This is a genomic window from Marinomonas mediterranea MMB-1 (assembly GCF_000192865.1).
Lineage (GTDB): Bacteria > Pseudomonadota > Gammaproteobacteria > Pseudomonadales > Marinomonadaceae > Marinomonas > Marinomonas mediterranea.
The window spans coordinates 1,566,738-1,583,799 of sequence record NC_015276.1; the positions used below are offsets into that span (position 1 = coordinate 1,566,738).

Below are 17,062 nucleotides of genomic sequence, written 5' to 3' on the forward strand. Positions count from 1 at the left end.
TTAGCTATACGAAAAACATGGATATTCGTAAATTTGAACCAATCCCGACCCGACCGTGTAAGTATTGCTTGGCTTTGCAGGAGGATTCGGTCTTTGCCGACTTTGATGTAGACCCAAATGGCTGCCTTTACTTGGTACGAATATCTTTTGATGGTTATGGCTGTTGCGAACCACAGACTGAAATTAAAGAAATGGACGTTGTAAGTTCAGAGATTTTAAAAGCCTGTATAGAAAATAATAGTTTTCAATCGCCTGAAATCATAAGCATACTGAGAAAGTATTTTCGTGAGAATAGGTTTGCTTTGTGGGAAGAGGCTCTGGTAGAGCATGAGCTTATTTAAAGGTATGAGTGTGGTCACAGCTAAAAAGTCAAAGCATTCGGACTTGGCAAAGTTTATCTGAGACAACCATTCGAATTGACGGCGTATATCTTTAACTATATAAATAACCAGTATCTTTTATTTGGAAAAAGGAATTTTCGTATGCCGCGCCCGCGAAGTCAACAGGTTAGCTTATCTGACACCCCTTACTACCATTGTATTTCGAGATGTGTCCGCCGCGCTTTTCTTTGTGGAGAAGATGTCGTCACGGGCAAAAGCTTCGAACATCGTCGTGGCTGGATCGAAAACCGTCTTTTATTTCTAGCTCAAATTCTATGTAGTGGGCGCCTTGCATGATTTATCTCCTAATTTACCGATGATCAATTTGTGCATTGATTAAAGGATCCTTGATTTTGTCATCTGCAGCTAACAATACGGCCTTAGATAAAATCATTGAAAGTGTTTTATCGCCTTCAAACGGCAAGAATACACCTTTGTCCATTGTGTGTTTTTTCGAATCAGTAACAATACATAAATACTGGTTATTCGGTTCCATCAAAATATTTCCAGAACCTAAGTGAATTTTATAGATTCGACGCTTACCTTCTACCACCAAAAACTTATCGATAAACTTACATTGCGATCCAATTTTTAATTTAGGTACAAGGTACTTAAAAATTTCTTTTCTTGTTTGCGCGCTAGCAGATAAATCACCAAAACTGAATTCATGCCAGTAGTTGCTATATCGGCCATCCGGTCCACCATCAGACCACTCTGGGTCATTACCCACAGAACAGATACCAACAAACAAATCGACATCTCTAAATATCTCACTAAATACCAAAGCTGGTACTTGCTCTAATGGTATAGGTTGATCGCGATTGATATTTGCGTCATTTAAACCATTCATATCTGGTCTAACTTCATAAAAACGTACTTGATCTGAGCTGACATATAAAAAGATGCCTGACTCCGACGTATCATTTCCATATTCACCAATGGTATTCACCCAAAACTGGGCATATAAATTATATTGATCCAACCGGATACTACAGATGTCATCATAGCCGCCATCCCATGCTCCCTGAAGAGTGTAATGCCAGCCCCGTGTTGATGCTAAAGCGTTAAATTGATGCTGCTTAATAACATGTGAGGCGAACCGGTTACTATACGTATTTGTTGTTCTCTCTGCGTCTGTGAGCAAATACACTTCTCTGTGTGCTTGCTTGAAGGGTTGTGTTAATTCCAGTGTATACAGTCGCTCCCGCCAAGCACGAATTTCTTCAACAGAGGAGGAGATGGGATGCCAAAGCGATACCTTGCTCTCTTTTACTATTTCGGAGACATCATCACCTGAAACATTTTTAAATAAATCGTCTTCGAATATCGCAAGGCATTTGTTATCGCCATCCTCAAACATCCAAATTAATTTTCTAGCAAACACCCCCACGAGTGGATGATTAATGTAGCGATCTTTCCACGTATCAAAATCCCAGATGTTAGCGATTAGAAACAGATTCTCCAAACGCTCTTTTTGTATGGAAAGCATGGATTTGATATCTTTAATATTTCCCTTTAATTCTTTTAGTTCAGCTCCAAAATTCTCTTTCACTAAAGAAGGGACAGTTTTTTGAATTTTCCCATCTTCTTTTCGCCAAGTTAGATCAATACTATTAAACCCACTAACAGTCAGCAATGCAGTGAAATCGCCTAAAACCTCTTCACCAAGGCCTACATCATCTAAACCAAAGCTAGGCACTCCCATTTCAGTTAACTCATCTACTGAGAATCCCTCGCGCTCAGCCGCCGCTGCTAGAGACTTTTCAAGAAGGCTAATAGCGTGACGATATTTTACTTTAATCTTGAGTACAGCAAGCTGATAAAGGCCCGACCTTCCAGGCATTGCAGATAACGCGTAAATAACTGCGTTACCAATGCGTGTGGATTTTGCTCCTACCCCCGGTATTTTTTTAAATGAAATAATACCGACTTTTGTAAGAGCGCTAGCAATCTCACTGCTCTCTTCAATCGAACAACACCAAACCAAACCTTTTATCAGGTCTGCATTGCTATCATTAAATACTAAATTAAGGTCCGTCTTAAATTCGTTTCGCCTCGTCAGCGTAATCGTTCGAGGCTTATCCAATAGGCTAAACCATGTGGTTGTGTATTTGACAAAGTTCTCCCTCCCAATTTTATCAAGCGAAGTCTGCGCTTCTTTAATCCATTTTTTTGACGGTTTAGATGGCTTGGTATTTTGGCAAGTCTTAAATAAATCACTCCACGCGAGCTGAATACTTTCGTCAAATGATTGAATATCCTTAACAGCTTGGTCACCCCACGCTTCTCCCATACTTATAGGAATAACAGCGTTACCATCTGAACTCAGTATTCTTAACACACGGTCTGCCAGGCGCCTTTCATCAGCTCTGCCTTCGCTCGTTTTATGAATGTTCTCGGCGATTTTTTCAAGTAATTTTTTTGCTTCCATATCTTCATTACTATCAGAATAAAAAATTTCTGTAGCTTTTACGATTGGTGCTATTGGAAATTGATAGGTACTAAGAGTTTTAGCTTCAGACAAGACTTTCAACATCAATAGAATGTGATCACGAGTGTAAGGTAAACTACGTTTTAGCACACCCCTAATAATGGCTTCTTCCCCAGCAAACTCATATCTATCAATTCCCCAGTTATCAGCTTGTTTATGTCTTCTATTTCCTAAGCGTACTAGCGCAACCATTAATATATCCAGGGATTCTTCTGGAGTAAGAGCCATAACTGCCTTGCCACTCTCTAGATATGATAGAGAAATATCATAGAGGCGTTTTTTAGATTTCAACTCACAAATTACTTTTTCAATTAACTGTGATAAATCAATGTCTGTTTTAGAAACACGTTGAATGGAAGGCTCTGTAGAATTTTTTGAAACGAACTTCAAAACATTACTAAAAAGATTCACTAAAAATACGTCCTTGTTTGGGATTACCCACCGACAAGTGGAATGAGTTTTAGAAATACAACTCTCGATTTGGGGGTGATAACGATTTCGTCATCAAGCTCAATGAGTTGCTTATCGTTTACCAAGAGAAAAAAACCATTAGTTTTAAATGCATCAAGGGCAACTTTTTTTTGCTCGTCAAGGTCGATATTTTTCAGTTCCTTAAGGCGAAAACCATTCAATTCTTCCTCTGCATCTTTTGGACGAACCAGGCCCAAAAAGTGTTCTTGCTTTTGTTCCCGATATTTTTCGACTTCTGCAGCGACTCGGGTCTCTATCAAAGTTCGAACTGAAACGGTTTCGGCGGGGAATTGGATAATGGTGGAATTGATGACGTCACCAGAAGTGGTTTCATCTTGGATATTAAGTGCGAATCCCATAAGGTTTATTCCTTTAGATTTTCTTAAAACAGCTCAGTAAAACAAGATATCGATTGAAATGAGTATCACTAAAAAAGCGTCTAATCAGTTCGCCCTAGCATAACTCGATCAGAAATTTCTGCAATGAAAAAGTAGACATCTGGTACTCATGCTAAGTTTATCTAAGACCCTCATTCGAATTGACGGCGTATATTTTAAACTGTATGAATAACCAGTATATTTCATTTGGAAAAAGGAACTTCCGTATGCCGAGCCCGAGAAGTCAACAGGTTAGCTTATCTGACACCCTTTACTACCATTGTACTTCGAGATGTGTCCGCCGCGCTTTTCTTTGTGGAGAAGATATCGTTACGGGCAAAAGCTTCGAACATCGTCGTGGCTGGATCGAAAACCGTCTTTTATTTCTAGCTTAAATATTTGCCATCGATGTGTGTGCTTATGCTGTGATGAGTAACCACGTTCATGTTGTTTTGCATGTGAATGAGCAAGAAGCTAAGGAATGGACAACTCGTGAAGTCATTGAGCGTTGGCACAAGCTCCATAAGGGAGTCAGAAATATATTCGAGGTAAAGAGCTGCCAAAGGCTGTGATGGAGATGTTGGAAGTGACGGCCGAGACTTATCGTAAACGGCTCATGGATATTAGCTGGTTCATACCACAATGGCACAAGTGAGAGATCTAAGTGAGCCAATAGCAAGACAAGCAAATTTTGAAGATAATTGTACAGGCCTTGTTATAAAACGCGTCCAGCGTTTTACTCTTCGGGCCCGCTAAAGCTGTTCAAATTTGTTCCCGACAAATTTGTGGGAAGGACGCTTCAAGTCTCAGGCACTCTTGGATGAAGCAGCGTTAATTGCTTGCATGGCGTATGTCGATCTCAATCCACTCAGAGCGAATATCGCAGACACGCCTGAAACCTCTCAATTTACCAGCGTAAAGAAACGAGTTAAGTCAGCGAAGCGTGCAGAGCAACCAAAAGAGTTGATGCCGTTTATAGGCAATGAAAGAGAGAACCAACCCATTGGAATTGCCTTTAAGCTTAAAGATTACTTTGATCTTGTTGACCTCACCGGACGCGTTGTTCGGGAGGATAAAAGAGGTTCAATCGATCTATCACTTTCGCCTATTTTTCAAAGAGTAGGCATTTCTCACGAGAATTGGATAACAATTGCAACTCAGTTCGAATCAAACTCAAGCAGTATCGTAGGAGCGGAAGCAAGCTTAAAGGAATATTCGCACTCAAATCCTAAAGCCAGACCAAACCTAAGCTGCACAAGGCTACTCGCGTAATTTACCCATCATTCCTAAACGGATCTAAGATCATGAAATGTGAGCGTTATGAGGCTGTTTATCGCGTGAAAATTTAGAATGGTTTCCTGCTCACCGCGAACTTCCAAGATCGCCACTCTAATTTCTGGTTTTAAAGCTACGGATTCGATTTTGGGGCAGGGAAGTATTTCCTGATTCTATGTAGTGGGTGTCTTGCGTGTTTGCTCTAGTGTCTAAATCAGAGGCGACACTGGCAGGGTTTCGGTGGTGGTTTTTCTCGAATGATAGCAAGGCTAAAATATCGCTTATTTTTATCGTTCTTTTAAATAATTAGCGTAAATATTGCTGGGACCTGACTGATTAAAGCTTAATAAGTTCCCTTAGACTGTTTTTGGCCTTAAACCAATTGTCTCTGGTAAGCTCAAAACAGAGTGTATCTCTTACCTCTCCTCTTACAACCATATGATTGCTAATTATTGATATCTGTTCAAAACCGAATTTTTGGGCGAACTTAATCGAAGCTATATTTCTTGAGTCACAACGCCAGCAACAAATACGACAATCATGTATTTCAAATACAGAGTTAATCGCAAGGAAAGCTGCCTCCTTACCCAAATATGTTCCTCGAGCCTTTGCCCCAAAAACGATATAGGCAAGTTCTAAAGATTTAGCGTCGGAATCAAAATGTAGCAAGCAGAGCTTGCCCAATATGGATTGGTTCCGCCTATCTTCAATGATATACGCCCCATGAGAGGCTTGTCTGGAAAGCTGTAAGAGGTGTGAACAGTAGTGATCTACAGAATCAAAAGGTCCATCTCGTAGGTAGTCCCACAAAAACAAGGACTGCTGAGTTAATAAAATCTCATATAACGGTTTGGCGTGATATTGGGGTTGCATGGGACGTAAATTAACATACAGCCCATCCATTATATTTTCTAATGTAATGGATGACGAATCACCCAGCAAGCGTTTTGTCATACATGATATACTCTACTTGAAGCTTATCAAAGCGATTAGGGTTATAGGCTGAGTGCATTGCGTTTTCCTCACGTTTGAGGGCTGCAATTACCGCCATCGCAATCGAGGGTGACTGAGCAAAGCCTCCCGTGTTATGACCGCCGTTAATAATACAACGATTTTTCTGAGATGTACCTATTATCTCAAATATACCAAGAGACAGTGTATATAGGACATCCATCTGGTTAGTAGCGAGTTTACCTAGAACGCTCATCTCATAGCATTACGGAACAATTCTATGGATCTTAGTATCAAGAGAAAAATATCGGCTTCCCTAATTTGTGCTGTTGCCATAAGTTACTTGGCGATGCTCTTTGGTGGCGGCATGGTAAAGCCAAATTATTCTCATCTAGCTCAGTATATTAGTGAATTGAATGCGACAGACACACCGTATACCTCGCTAATTGGCTATCTTGGTTTTGTCCCTTTTGGAGTACTTTCTGCCATTCTAATCGTGTTTGTATTTAGTCAAGCTCCAATACACGGTGTAACTAAAGTGGGTGTTTGGCTGCTTTTTGCTGAACCTGTTGCATATATTGGTTCGGCCATTGCGCCATGTGATATTGGTTGTCCTGCCACAGGTGGCACTAGCCAAGCGGTACATAATGCACTCGGAATTTTTACTTATATTGGAACATGGTCAGCATTGTTGCTATTTGCGTTTGCTCCTAAAATTAGAATCAATAGGCGAATTTTGTGGCTTTCCTGTTCAATAGTGTGGATCGTGCTATTTTCTCTTATGATGGATGGCTCTTTTTCACCTGTACGCGGCGGTCTACAAAGACTGGCTGAATGGATTGTATATAGCACTTTACTCATCGCTGCTTGGAGAGTTCTAAGCAGGAGTAGGGAGTGCACTCGTGAAAAATAAAATTAGGGGCAGATGAAAAAATTGAGCTATTTTTCATCTGCCCCTAATTTTCTTGACTCGAAATTGCCTTACGCTTTCGAGCTGACCTGAAACTGACCGACTAAAGAGTTGAGTTTTAAGGCAGAAAGACCCATGCGAGATGAACGTCTTTGTAAATCTGCGATTGAAAGTTTCATTTGTTCGGTTGCCACGCTCATTTCGTGTGCTGTGTTTGAGTTTGTTTTGTTGCCTTCATTGAGTAAGTGCATGGCTTCAAAGAGGGAGTCGACGAGTTCGTATAGCACGTTGTCTTCGTCCCCGGATTTTTCGTTTACTTGAAGGTTACGGTCAACGTTAGCAGCGCCTTTTTCCATGAAGCTGACGGCATTACGTGTTTCTTCTTGAATGCCTTCTAGCATGGTTTGAATCTCTTCTGCTGCCTCTGCGGTTTTTAAGGCTAAGCTTCTTACCTCGTCGGCTACGACAGAAAATCCTCGTCCGTGTTCACCTGCTCGTGCAGCTTCAATGGCTGCGTTCAACGCAAGTAAATTGGTTTGGTTCGTGATGTCTGAAATTGTCGTAATAATGCCCGCAATTTCATTTGTTTTATGATCGAGTGATTGAACAGACTCAGCGGTAGTTTTTACGACATTACGAATTTCCTGCGTGCCAGTTTTCGCTTCTATCAGTCGTTGTTTGGCTTTCTCAACGACTTTGTCCATGGTTTGCTTTAGTTGGTTGGCGGTTTGGGAAGCACTCTCAACTTCGTTTACCTGTCGTTGGAACATATCGAGCATGTTTTCCACAGTGGAAGCGAGGTAATGCGATGCGCTTTTGGCTTCTTCGTTAGTATGCGCCATAAAATTATTGGAGTTTTTGACGTTGTTGCTCGCAGAGATGACGTTGCCGATTGTGTTATCTAGGTTATCAATGAAACTGTTCATCCAGCGGCCTAAATCGCCGGTTTCATCGTTACTGAGCTCGCCGTCGAGTCGCTGTTGTAAGTTGCCTTCGCCTTCTGCGACGGTTTGAATCACTTCTGTCATTTGCGTCATATTGCGGCTTATTTTCTTAGAGCTAAAATGATTGAAAGACAGACAGGTCAAAATTAGGCTCAAAAAAGCGATGATGCTGGTGCTGGTCGCGGACAGGTCTGTAAAGTGGTGTAGCCCCAAATGGATCGACAAAGGTGTGCTGGCGGACAATAAGAAGCTTTTCATAAGCTTAATATTGATTGAGCGACGTCGGTAAACTTCTTCTAAATCGCCTTCACACATCATCCCCCAAGTATCAGGGCTGCCTTTAAGTTGAAAGGTGACGCCTTTGCCAATAACCGGAATGTGTCGATAGTCAGAATAGCCGGGGTAGGTGACAAAAAGGTTTTCTCCCCGCTTTATTGTTTCTCTCACTCCGGGATGCAGTTCTTTGGTTGCTGGATCTGTGAAGCGAATTTCAAATTCAGTATGGCGTTCTACTTTCACTTGTCCCCAGCGAGTATTAACACCGCTTTTGAGGTTCTCTCCATGGCTAAAGGTATTGTCTTCAAAGCGTGACCGAGATAATGCCGTGCCAGGTAGAGTGTTACTATCGAATACTGACTTAACCATAAAGAGATAGTTGTCGCCCGACTCTTTGTATATATGACCCGCCTCTCGTTGAATCAAATCCCCCAAAACATCGTTTGGGACACGAGCACAGATAGCCCCAAGGCTTTTACCATTGTGTTTGATGGGCAGGTAAAACATTAAACTCACGGCGTCGTGAAATTTAGAGCTAGAAGGGCCAATTTTTAGCGTGTTCGAGTCAACATAAGGGCCATGTAAAAAATAGTCTTCTAGTCCTTTTGAAACAGCTCTGCTGGATAAGTCTTTGCTTCCTATTCGGCTTTTTTCTGTCGATTGGATGACCTCACCTTCAGGGTTAATGACAAAGTATTCGCTTACGTCTTTGACAATATTGAGTCGCTCTTCGAGAGCCGACAGTTCAACGTTCGGAAAATTTTCAGATACGAGTTCGAGTAGAACTTCGAGTTGGGACCATTGGTTATTCACCCACGTGTTTAATAGCTTCACTCGCGTGTTGGCGATGCCTTCAAAGGTTTTTTCAACATTTTGGTATGTATCTCGATTCAGATAACAGGACTTAAATAGAGAGAAAGCGCCATTAGCGCCAAACCAAGGTAGCCATTTCAGTTCTGTTTGTGAAAGGGCCATGTTTTTACTTTTCAAGGTCATTTCAAATATGCTCCGTTGCATTTATATCAACACACGTCGTTGTGGTGGATATTTGTGTCGCAAAAATGCAATAAATTCGCCAATGCTTGATGTATGGGAAACTTTAGTTTGATGTTCTCGTATCAAAAGAAATCAAAAAAGTTCGTCCTATTGTTGAGCTAATTTCTAGTGGTTTATCAATAAGGGTGCAAAAGAATGCAAGGTTGGCTTAGTGTTGGAGTGTTTACTATTGGGGCGTTTTAAAGCTTATTAACATAAAATGGTGCTTTTTAAGGGCGTTTTTTAGCTCATTCGTTTAGGTTTAGCACTAATAGGTGGTAAACGTTAAACTAAAGCAGAAGCGTGTTTTGTCAGCGAAGAGCATGAAAAAACAATATATGAGTTCGAAATAGATGGTTGATTCGATAAAAGGTTGTATAGATGAAACAATTTAAGTTCAATCCCTCTGATTACACCAAAAGAGTCGGTATCTCTAGCGCTGTGTCGGTCACACGGGATTCACTGCACGATTTGCATGCAGCCCAATTGCTGTCGATTCCGTTTGAAAACTTTGATATTTGTCTAAATCAAGGGGTTAGTCTAGATCCTAGTCACATATACGATAAGTTAGTTTATCGCTGGCGTGGTGGGTATTGTTATGAGCTCAATGGTTTGATGTTGATGGCATTAAAGCACTATGGATTTGATGCCCAACCGATACTGGGCAGAGTGCATCTTTCTGGCTCGCCTTCTGGTCGAAGCCATCAATTTTCAGTTGTTACATTGGGTGATGATAAATGGGTTGTTGATGCTGGGTTTGGTTCGAATACTCCGATAGCGCCGTTACCGTTAATTCTCAATCAAGTCATTAGCATTAGAGATAAAACTTATCGTTACGTCGAGGATGCGTGCCTTGGGATTTTATTCCAAACTAAGATAGAAGGTGAGTGGGCTGATTTATACAGCTTCGATTTAGGCTATGTTTGTCAGGGGGACCTTGATTACGCGAATCATTTTACATCGACTCACCCTAACTCTTTTTTCTTTTCTGCACGTGTCGCGGTACAGCCTCTTAGCAATGGAATGTATTCATTGTATAACTTTACGCTTAAGAAGATTGAAGGAGACCGTACCGAGGTGATTGAACTATCGCCTGGAGAGTCTTATATGAAGGCATTGGAAGATTATTTTGGTATTGTCTTAGATGCGTCTTACGACCAGTTGAAACATGTTCCAAGTACATAGGCTGCGATACCCGCATTAGCTTCAATTCGTCGCCGTTATGCTTCTTCTTGGGCTCATTTCGTGCCAAAAGATGTACAAATTACATGTAATGAAGAAACGGTTTTTTACTGTTGGGGCGATAAAGACGTTGAGTTTCATCGTTGTAATTCATGTGGCTGTGTTACTCATTATGTAACAACAGAAAAGTGCGTTGAAGAAGTCTAGCAGTCAATGTGAACATGGCTGACATCGACGTGCTTTCAAGTATTCCAGTCCGAAAAATTGACGGTGCTCCGTATTAATATATTTCCTAAATGGGGAACTTCGAGCGTTTGTAAAAAGCGGCGTAGATGCGCTTAAGGATATAGATACATGAGACCAAGTGCAATGCTGGTGCATGTCCAGAATGTAGAAGAAGCACTCGCATGGTATGAGCGCGCTTTTAAAGGTGCAAACGCTCCGTTGGCCGAATGGATTCATATGCCCAAATTGTTTGACTCATAGTGTTCCCTATACCCTTCCTAAAAATAAACTGAAATGTTCTCAGTGTCGAAAACAAACTTCTGTAACGGCAGGAACTATTTTTGATAAAACGAGAACGCCTCTTAAAGATTGGTTTGCTGCGATTTGGTATCTCACAAATCAAAAAAATGGTGTAAGTGCTCTTGGTATACAACGTCTACTTGGACTTGGTAGTTATCAAACTGCTTGGGCAATACTACATCGATTGCGTTACGTAATGATCAATTCAGAAAGAGATAAGTTATCCGGAATTGTTGAAGTAGATGAAACCTTCGTAGGATGTATAGTCGATATAAATCAACAGGATAAGAAGAAGTTTGTTGTGTTGATTGCGATAGAGTTAATAGAGCCAAAAGGGTTTGGTCGTATCAGATTACGACAAGTAGATAGCGCGACAAAAAGAAATATTGAGGAATTTATAGCGGACGTTATTGAGCCAAATAGTCAAATTCATACAGACGGTTCCGCGATTTATAGCTCGGTTGATAACATGGGATACTCAAGAAAAAAGACCGTTCATCTTGGTTCAGATATACCTGCACACGAAACCATGCCAGGAGTTCATAGAGTGGCTGCTTTGTTGAAACGCTGGCTATTGGGAGCCTACCAAGGTGCCGTTCAAACCAAGCAGCTTGATTACTACTTGGATGAATATACCTTTAGATTTAACAGAAGAAAATCGCGGTCTAGAGGGCTATTATTTTATCGATTACTTGAGCAATCAGTAGCAACAAAACCCTTAACCTATGAGGGCATTAAAACGAGGTAAACACTAGATATAGTGTCTGGTTGCTCTAAATGGATAGCCCTTATAAATTAACAGTGTTTTTCTTTGGAAAAAGGAGTTTCCGTATGCCGCGCCCAAGAAGTCAACAAGTCAGTTTGTCTGACACCCCTTACTACCATTGTATTTCGAGATGTGTTCGCCGCGCTTTTCTTTGTGGAGAGGATTCTGTCACGGGCAAAAGCTTTGAACATCGTCGCGGTTGGATTGAAAACCGTCTTTTATTTCTTGCTCAAATATTTTCCATAGACGTCCATATATGTCTTGGGAACCTGCTGGCGATACGACGAAGTGGATGGGTTTAGCGCTTCGTTGGCCTTCAATATAAGCGATTTCAAAAAACTCTTAGTAAGAGTCCAAATCGATAAATAATATGTTATGGTCAGACATGCTAGCCTCCATTATTTAGTTGTATAAACGCTAATTATGGCTCTGGTTTTATACTAATCTGCGGAATTGGAGGCTAGCCCCCGTGGGGATTCATTATGTCTATACGTCCGAAATGTACTCAATCATTATTTACATAATATGGAGAAGAGCAAGTGAATAAAATACTCGTGGCAGGAGCAACTGGTTACCTTGGGATGCACATTGTTAAAAACCTTGTTGATAGAGGTCTTCATACTACGGCACTTGTTCGCACCCCATCAAAATTTAAGGACCTAAACTTACCTGTTAGTTTATTGAAAGCTGAGGTAACAAATCCATTAAGCTTGGAAAATTGTTGTGATGGTATTGATGTAGTGATTTCAACATTAGGCATCACAAAGCAGACTGACGGATTGTCTTATATGGACGTTGATTTCCAAGCAAATCTAAATTTACTTAATGAAGCGAAACGTGGTGGTGTCAAAAAATTTATATACATCTCCGTTCTTCACGGAGAAGAGTTAAAAGCATTACAAATCTGTAAAGCAAAAGAGAAGTTTGTTGAGGAACTCAAAAAGTCAGGGTTGGACTACTGCATAATCCGCCCTAGTGGCTTCTTTTCTGATATAACTGAGTTTTATAATATGGCGGAGAAAGGCCGTATTTATTTGTTTGGTAATGGCCAATTGAAGTCTAACCCTATTCATGGTGATGATTTAGCCAAAGTATGTATTGATTCAATAAATGGCGACACAAAAGAAGTTGAAGTGGGCGGCCCTGAAATACTGAGTCAAATTGATATTGCAAAGATAGCTTTTGAGGCTGTGAATAAACCTTTGAAAATAACATTCATTCCTGATTGGATTAGGCGGGTTATACTGAGAACGTCAAAGCTGTTGCTAAGTACTAGTAAATACGGTCCGATAGAGTTTTTCATGAATGTCATGGTTATCGAAATGAGTGCGCCAATGTACGGGAAGCAAACGTTAAAAGATTATTTTCTTTCTTTGAATAACGAAAGAAGCATATAAAAAGTTGCTCAAGAAAGGACGTAAAACGCTTGGCTTGCGGCCTACGTACGGTCAAGTGTTTTTCGCGTCTTAGCATCCTAAGAATAAACATTTTATTGAGGTATGTATTCCAGTAGGGCCTCTACAATATAGGCTTAGTGGTATAAATGGATATAACAATGGCGGTTGAGAGACTTGCTTTCCACGGCGTTTGCGCTATTCATAGCAGAAGCCTCTCGTCGCTACGGCACGTTAGCGGTCAATAGCGGTAGAGATTCGCTTAAGAACAGAGAGCGTTGCCGTAAGTTCTACTTTGGTGATATCAGTTGAGCATTTTGTCGCCCACCCTAATTGCTTTTCTTCCAGCGTCGAGAATACGGCGCCTCCAAGTTTCGAGAGGCTTATCAGTTTTGCTCGCTTGTGGTCTGGGTTTTCGTTGAACAACAGCAGTTCATCGTCATACATGGCGTCAACAAGCCGTTGTACCGCTTGTCTTGTTAGCCCCATGCTTTTGGCTATTTGTGGCACAGTTTGCGGTTCGCCAGCTAGGGAGAGGGCTCCCAAGACCTTCCAACGGGCACTCGTAATGCCAAATTCTTGGCCCATTTGATCACCTTCACTGACAAGAAGCCCTCCTAGTTTGAATACTTCAAGAACAATTTCGGTGAACATTGTACCTTTTTTGGACTCATTCATCTGTCATCCTCCGGATAAATTGACAACATGTTGACAACATTGGTTGCTGCCCACATAATGACAATATGTTACCAACTATTCCTTCTGGAGGAAACCATGATGCTCGTACTCCATCGGCTTGCAGCGCTTATAGCTGTCTCGTGCATAGCCACTTTTTTTTCAACAACTATTTTTGTTATTATTTTAGGAACTTTAGAGTCTACTGCGAATCTGAAAAGTCTTATTGTATGGCCAGGCCTATTTATTCTTGTCCCTTCCATTGCATTAACTGGTGTTAGTGGTTTCGCCCTAGCTAAAGGGAGAAGCGGAAAACTCGTACAACAAAAAATGAGGAGGATGCCGTTTATTGGTGTCAATGGAATATTGGTGCTAATACCTTGTGCCGTATTTCTTGATCGTTGGGCATCCGTTGGCACTATTGATACCAACTTTTATATAGTGCAAGGCATTGAATTGCTTGCTGGTGCAATCAATCTCATTCTAATGGGGTTGAATATGAAAGATGGCCTTAGAATGAGTGGTAGATTTAGGTAGTCAACGGAAAAAATGCCAACAAGAGCGTCAATGCGGAGTGCCAAAAGTGTATGCCAAGGTTTCGTGCAGATTAACTAAGCGTTAATTTCTAAAGGGAGAGTGTATTGAAAACCATGAAAATTGTTACAGCTTTACTTTTTCTAGTGGTATTTGGCAGTGGTTATGCATATGCCAATTTAGTAAGACTTGCATTGATTGACTTTTCAGATTTTAGAAAAATTGAAGACAATGTATACCTTTCGAAATCCCTGCCTAAAGATGCTGAAAAAAAGACTTTGGCTCTATTGGAAAACGCCAGACAGCGAATTGCTGCCAAGTACGGCGACCCCGTTGCATCCCCCGTCACGGTGGTGTTAGGAAATAAAAAAGAACAAGGACGATATGGGCTTAATGGCCCTCCAGGAACTTTTTTGTTTGCTCCTTGGGGTGGTTACTTATTGCTAGCATTTGATAAGGCCGAAATTGATGTAACAGCACATGAGTTGGTTCATGCTGAAATTTTCAGCAGGGTTGGTTATTTCAAGCGGCAATTTGAGATTCCCGCATGGTTCGATGAAGGGGCGGCAATGCAAGTAGACTACAGGAAGAAATACACATCCTTCAATGCTATTGATCAAGCAGAATTTACTCAGTTAATAAGTCTTGACACGCCTGCTAAATTTTGGACTAGCGATAAAAATCAGAATATTGATAATTATCGAAAATCAAAAGCAGCAATAGCAAAGCTATTTATATCTACTGATGAAAAACTCTATTCTTTGTTGGAACAAATTAAAAGTGGGGAAGGTAGTACTGTAATATCAACTGTTGTAAATGAAACTAATAAGGCATTAGAGCGAACAAAGCGCTGAATACAATAGTTTAAATAAGACACCTGTTTTTTGTAAAAACGTCGATATGTCGTGTTGGCACACGCATTTTACACCAAGTTGGGTTTCGAAGACCTTTCAAAAACAGAACTGCGGGAGATGATTTTGAATAACGAGTGGGACGAGTATGCTGAAAACTGGGATATAGATCCGACGGTTGAAGAGTATGCGAAGAATGCATTTTCAGTACTATTAGAAAATATCGATATAAACGGGCTTACAGTACTGGATTTTGGTTGTGGAACCGGTGCGCTGACTCAGCTAATGAGCCCTTACGTTAAAAGCATTGTAGCGATAGATCCGTCTTCAGAAATGATAAAGCATTTGGATAACAAGGCGCTGAATAACGTATTGTCTATCTCAGACTATCTATCAACAGAGCTTGTTCAAAATTCCCCTGAATTAGACCGCAAATTTGACTTAATAGTAGCCTCGTCTGTTTGCAGCTTTCTACCCAACTATGAAGAAACATTAAGTGTGCTCAAATCACTATTAAAAAGAAACGGCGTTTTTGTGCAATGGGATTGGCTTTCTAACGATGAGTCCTCTGGTATGGGATTGTCAGAGAAACGAGTCAAACACGCGTTGGTTGAAAACGGCTTTGTAGATATCGAGCTGGCAAGCCCTTTTACAATGAACAGTTCAAAAGGAAATATGCCTGTTTTAATGGCGTTGGGCAAAAATGTTTAACAAAGGTTAAACACGTACAAAATACCGTGGGCAGTGAAGCCCAAATGATCGTTTGCAGACGTTGATTTAGCCTCAAAATAACAGGAAAGCGCTCCGCTAGAAACAGGGATGTCCTAGTGTTCAACAATAAGGAACACATCATGACAATTACAAACTCCCTTTCTAAAGGCGCGATCGTTCCTATCACTCCTTTTTTTAATATGGAGAGGAAGTATTAAGTATCTTTCAATCGTAAGTGCCTGTCTTATAAGTGGCCTTGTTAGCGAGGTCGCCTATGCTGATGGCTGTATAACTGAAGTAAACCAAGCGACGTCAGATATGACGTTTGAAAACATTGTCGAGCTGGTTGAGGAAGAGGGTGAACGCTACGATCAATTTGTATCCGGGTTAAAGTCGGTCGGAATCGTTCGTCGCCTCAGTACGGGTAATCAGTTTTATCAGTCAAACACTCCGTTCAATCGAAAAACAGCGTACATTAATGGCGATGTTCTTGTAGGCGAGTTCATCGGAGTACACTTTAGTGGTACAACAGACACCAATGCAGCCTTTGGTCTGTTTCTTGGTTTTGAGAAGAGAGGCTGTAAACTACGGTCGGTTTCATATGACAGGCCTACGTAACCTTTCGACTAATGCCTTTTAACTAATACGTTTAATCCATGCTTTTAACTAATAAGATCACACGGACAGTGATGATGCCATCCGTGTGTGAGGTAACGTTATGAACATACCGTTTAAGACTGCACTCCCAGAGAATAGTAAAATTGAACCTCGTGCGTTAGGAGCTTATTTTTACGATGCTTGGAGTGTACAAGCTGCAATGGCAGATCTAGATCCTCTAGCGCAATTTATCCGAGTAGCGAAGAAAACGCCAAGCTGGATTGATTTAATGATGGTCTTGAGAAACCGATTGGTTCACTTATTAGGCCTCAAAAACTTAGGCGTGCTGTCTGATATTGATCCCTTAAAGCCTAGTGCTGACTACAAAGTGGGTGAGCGGGTTGGCATTTTTACACTCCTTGAAAACAGTGAAAATGAAGTTTTATTAGGAGACGAAGACAATCACCTAAGTGTCGTTGTTTCAATCCATAAAAGCAGAAACGCTAACGACACAGAGACAATGGTAACGGTTTCTACTGTCGTCCATATAAAAAACTGGATGGGAAGATTATATATGTTACCGGTTGCGCCAGTTCACCGCGTCATTGCCAAAAGAATGACGGGAGCGATGGGTAATGCGCTCTAGCTATAGCGTATTTTCTTTTTATTGGTGCTTTTTTATACCGAGGCCCAATGCGTATAGAAGAAGGGTTGTCG

At 41.0% G+C, this 17,062-nt stretch carries 16 protein-coding genes and 4 pseudogenes; 14 read left to right on the forward strand and 6 right to left on the reverse strand.

The window, feature by feature from the left end:
- Positions 1–17 precede the first annotated feature (17 nt).
- Entirely contained in the window at positions 18–341 is a 324-nt protein-coding gene (locus MARME_RS07040) for a hypothetical protein (protein WP_013660573.1), read from the forward strand.
- Between the two features lie 141 nt (positions 342–482).
- Positions 483–653 (forward strand): annotated as a pseudogene (locus tag MARME_RS22450) (transposase); the annotation flags it as partial.
- 37 nt (positions 654–690) lie between these two features.
- Here MARME_RS22450 and MARME_RS07045 read toward each other — a convergent pair.
- Positions 691–3,282, reverse strand: a complete 2,592-nt coding sequence (locus tag MARME_RS07045) for a DUF4132 domain-containing protein (protein ID WP_013660575.1) — start codon at positions 3,280–3,282, stop codon at positions 691–693.
- A gap of 23 nt (positions 3,283–3,305) precedes the next feature.
- Entirely contained in the window at positions 3,306–3,701 is a 396-nt protein-coding gene (locus tag MARME_RS07050) for a hypothetical protein (protein ID WP_013660576.1), read from the reverse strand.
- Positions 3,702–4,147: 446 nt separating this feature from the next.
- Here MARME_RS07050 and MARME_RS07055 point away from each other — a divergent pair.
- Positions 4,148–4,991, forward strand: a pseudogene (locus MARME_RS07055) (transposase).
- A 339-nt stretch (positions 4,992–5,330) separates the two neighbouring features.
- On the opposite strand, the gene MARME_RS07060 reads toward MARME_RS07055, so the two are convergent.
- Together MARME_RS07060 and MARME_RS07065 are read right to left on the reverse strand one after the other, a co-directional pair.
- Positions 5,331–5,948, reverse strand: coding sequence for a GNAT family N-acetyltransferase (locus tag MARME_RS07060; RefSeq protein WP_013660577.1), 618 nt, complete (start codon positions 5,946–5,948; stop codon positions 5,331–5,333).
- Complete coding sequence (locus tag MARME_RS07065) at positions 5,926–6,201, reverse strand: hypothetical protein (protein WP_041647801.1); 276 nt, start codon at positions 6,199–6,201, stop codon at positions 5,926–5,928. The genes MARME_RS07060 and MARME_RS07065 overlap by 23 nt, the downstream gene beginning before the upstream one ends.
- Before the next feature lie 24 nt (positions 6,202–6,225).
- Here MARME_RS07065 and MARME_RS07070 point away from each other — a divergent pair, with 24 nt between their 5' ends.
- On the forward strand, positions 6,226–6,858 hold the full coding sequence (locus MARME_RS07070; RefSeq protein WP_013660578.1) for a DUF998 domain-containing protein: 633 nt from the start codon (positions 6,226–6,228) through the stop codon (positions 6,856–6,858).
- Positions 6,859–6,926: 68 nt separating this feature from the next.
- Here MARME_RS07070 and MARME_RS07075 read toward each other — a convergent pair whose 3' ends face one another.
- Positions 6,927–9,071, reverse strand: coding sequence for a methyl-accepting chemotaxis protein (locus MARME_RS07075; RefSeq protein ID WP_013660579.1), 2,145 nt, complete (start codon positions 9,069–9,071; stop codon positions 6,927–6,929).
- 420 nt (positions 9,072–9,491) lie between these two features.
- Between MARME_RS07075 and MARME_RS07080 the strand changes: the two genes are divergently transcribed.
- The 5 genes and pseudogenes from MARME_RS07080 to MARME_RS07090 all read left to right on the forward strand — a co-directional run bounded on the left by MARME_RS07080 (position 9,492) and on the right by MARME_RS07090 (position 12,980).
- Entirely contained in the window at positions 9,492–10,295 is an 804-nt protein-coding gene (locus MARME_RS07080; RefSeq protein ID WP_013660580.1) for an arylamine N-acetyltransferase family protein, read from the forward strand.
- A 351-nt stretch (positions 10,296–10,646) separates the two neighbouring features.
- Positions 10,647–10,778 (forward strand): hypothetical protein, encoded by a 132-nt coding sequence (locus MARME_RS22670; protein ID WP_263053314.1) that lies wholly within the window; start codon positions 10,647–10,649, stop codon positions 10,776–10,778.
- Positions 10,732–11,565, forward strand: a pseudogene (locus MARME_RS07085) (IS1595 family transposase); the annotation flags it as partial. The gene MARME_RS22670 and the pseudogene MARME_RS07085, both read left to right, overlap by 47 nt.
- Before the next feature lie 83 nt (positions 11,566–11,648).
- Positions 11,649–11,834, forward strand: a pseudogene (locus MARME_RS21810) (Type I secretion system protein TolC); the annotation flags it as partial.
- 288 nt (positions 11,835–12,122) lie between these two features.
- Positions 12,123–12,980: an SDR family oxidoreductase gene (locus MARME_RS07090; RefSeq protein WP_013660583.1), complete on the forward strand. Its 858-nt coding sequence runs from the start codon at positions 12,123–12,125 to the stop codon at positions 12,978–12,980.
- 231 nt (positions 12,981–13,211) lie between these two features.
- Here the strand turns inward: MARME_RS07090 and MARME_RS07095 are convergent, their stop codons facing one another.
- A complete protein-coding gene (locus MARME_RS07095; RefSeq protein ID WP_013660584.1) occupies positions 13,212–13,655 on the reverse strand; it encodes a MarR family winged helix-turn-helix transcriptional regulator in 444 nt (147 codons plus the stop codon).
- A 96-nt stretch (positions 13,656–13,751) separates the two neighbouring features.
- Between MARME_RS07095 and MARME_RS07100 the strand changes: the two genes are divergently transcribed.
- The 5 genes from MARME_RS07100 (at position 13,752) to MARME_RS07120 (ending at position 16,991) form a co-directional block, all read left to right on the forward strand.
- Positions 13,752–14,189 (forward strand): hypothetical protein, encoded by a 438-nt coding sequence (locus MARME_RS07100; RefSeq protein WP_013660585.1) that lies wholly within the window; start codon positions 13,752–13,754, stop codon positions 14,187–14,189.
- A gap of 104 nt (positions 14,190–14,293) precedes the next feature.
- Positions 14,294–15,040: a hypothetical protein gene (locus tag MARME_RS07105; RefSeq protein WP_148231009.1), complete on the forward strand. Its 747-nt coding sequence runs from the start codon at positions 14,294–14,296 to the stop codon at positions 15,038–15,040.
- Between the two features lie 117 nt (positions 15,041–15,157).
- Entirely contained in the window at positions 15,158–15,748 is a 591-nt protein-coding gene (locus MARME_RS07110; protein ID WP_041648365.1) for a class I SAM-dependent DNA methyltransferase, read from the forward strand.
- Positions 15,749–16,066: 318 nt separating this feature from the next.
- Positions 16,067–16,366 carry a hypothetical protein gene (locus tag MARME_RS07115; protein ID WP_013660588.1) on the forward strand — a complete coding sequence of 100 codons (300 nt, stop codon included), beginning with the start codon at positions 16,067–16,069 and terminating at the stop codon, positions 16,364–16,366.
- Between the two features lie 100 nt (positions 16,367–16,466).
- A complete protein-coding gene (locus tag MARME_RS07120) occupies positions 16,467–16,991 on the forward strand; it encodes a DUF2867 domain-containing protein (RefSeq protein WP_013660589.1) in 525 nt (174 codons plus the stop codon).
- Positions 16,992–17,062 lie beyond the last annotated feature (71 nt).

Excerpts from the sequence above, each read along its gene's own strand:
- MARME_RS07040 (WP_013660573.1), top strand. The coding sequence starts at position 18 with ATGGATATTCGTAAATTTGAACCAATCCCGACCCGACCGTGTAAGTAT.
- MARME_RS07050 (WP_013660576.1), bottom strand. The coding sequence starts at position 3,701 with ATGGGATTCGCACTTAATATCCAAGATGAAACCACTTCTGGTGACGTC.
- MARME_RS07060 (WP_013660577.1), bottom strand. The coding sequence starts at position 5,948 with ATGACAAAACGCTTGCTGGGTGATTCGTCATCCATTACATTAGAAAAT.
- MARME_RS07065 (WP_041647801.1), bottom strand. The coding sequence starts at position 6,201 with ATGAGCGTTCTAGGTAAACTCGCTACTAACCAGATGGATGTCCTATAT.
- MARME_RS07070 (WP_013660578.1), top strand. The coding sequence starts at position 6,226 with ATGGATCTTAGTATCAAGAGAAAAATATCGGCTTCCCTAATTTGTGCT.
- MARME_RS07075 (WP_013660579.1), bottom strand. The coding sequence starts at position 9,071 with ATGACCTTGAAAAGTAAAAACATGGCCCTTTCACAAACAGAACTGAAA.
- MARME_RS07080 (WP_013660580.1), top strand. The coding sequence starts at position 9,492 with ATGAAACAATTTAAGTTCAATCCCTCTGATTACACCAAAAGAGTCGGT.
- MARME_RS22670 (WP_263053314.1), top strand. The coding sequence starts at position 10,647 with ATGAGACCAAGTGCAATGCTGGTGCATGTCCAGAATGTAGAAGAAGCA.
- MARME_RS07095 (WP_013660584.1), bottom strand. The coding sequence starts at position 13,655 with ATGAATGAGTCCAAAAAAGGTACAATGTTCACCGAAATTGTTCTTGAA.
- MARME_RS07100 (WP_013660585.1), top strand. The coding sequence starts at position 13,752 with ATGATGCTCGTACTCCATCGGCTTGCAGCGCTTATAGCTGTCTCGTGC.
- MARME_RS07110 (WP_041648365.1), top strand. The coding sequence starts at position 15,158 with ATGATTTTGAATAACGAGTGGGACGAGTATGCTGAAAACTGGGATATA.
- MARME_RS07115 (WP_013660588.1), top strand. The coding sequence starts at position 16,067 with ATGACGTTTGAAAACATTGTCGAGCTGGTTGAGGAAGAGGGTGAACGC.
- MARME_RS07120 (WP_013660589.1), top strand. The coding sequence starts at position 16,467 with ATGAACATACCGTTTAAGACTGCACTCCCAGAGAATAGTAAAATTGAA.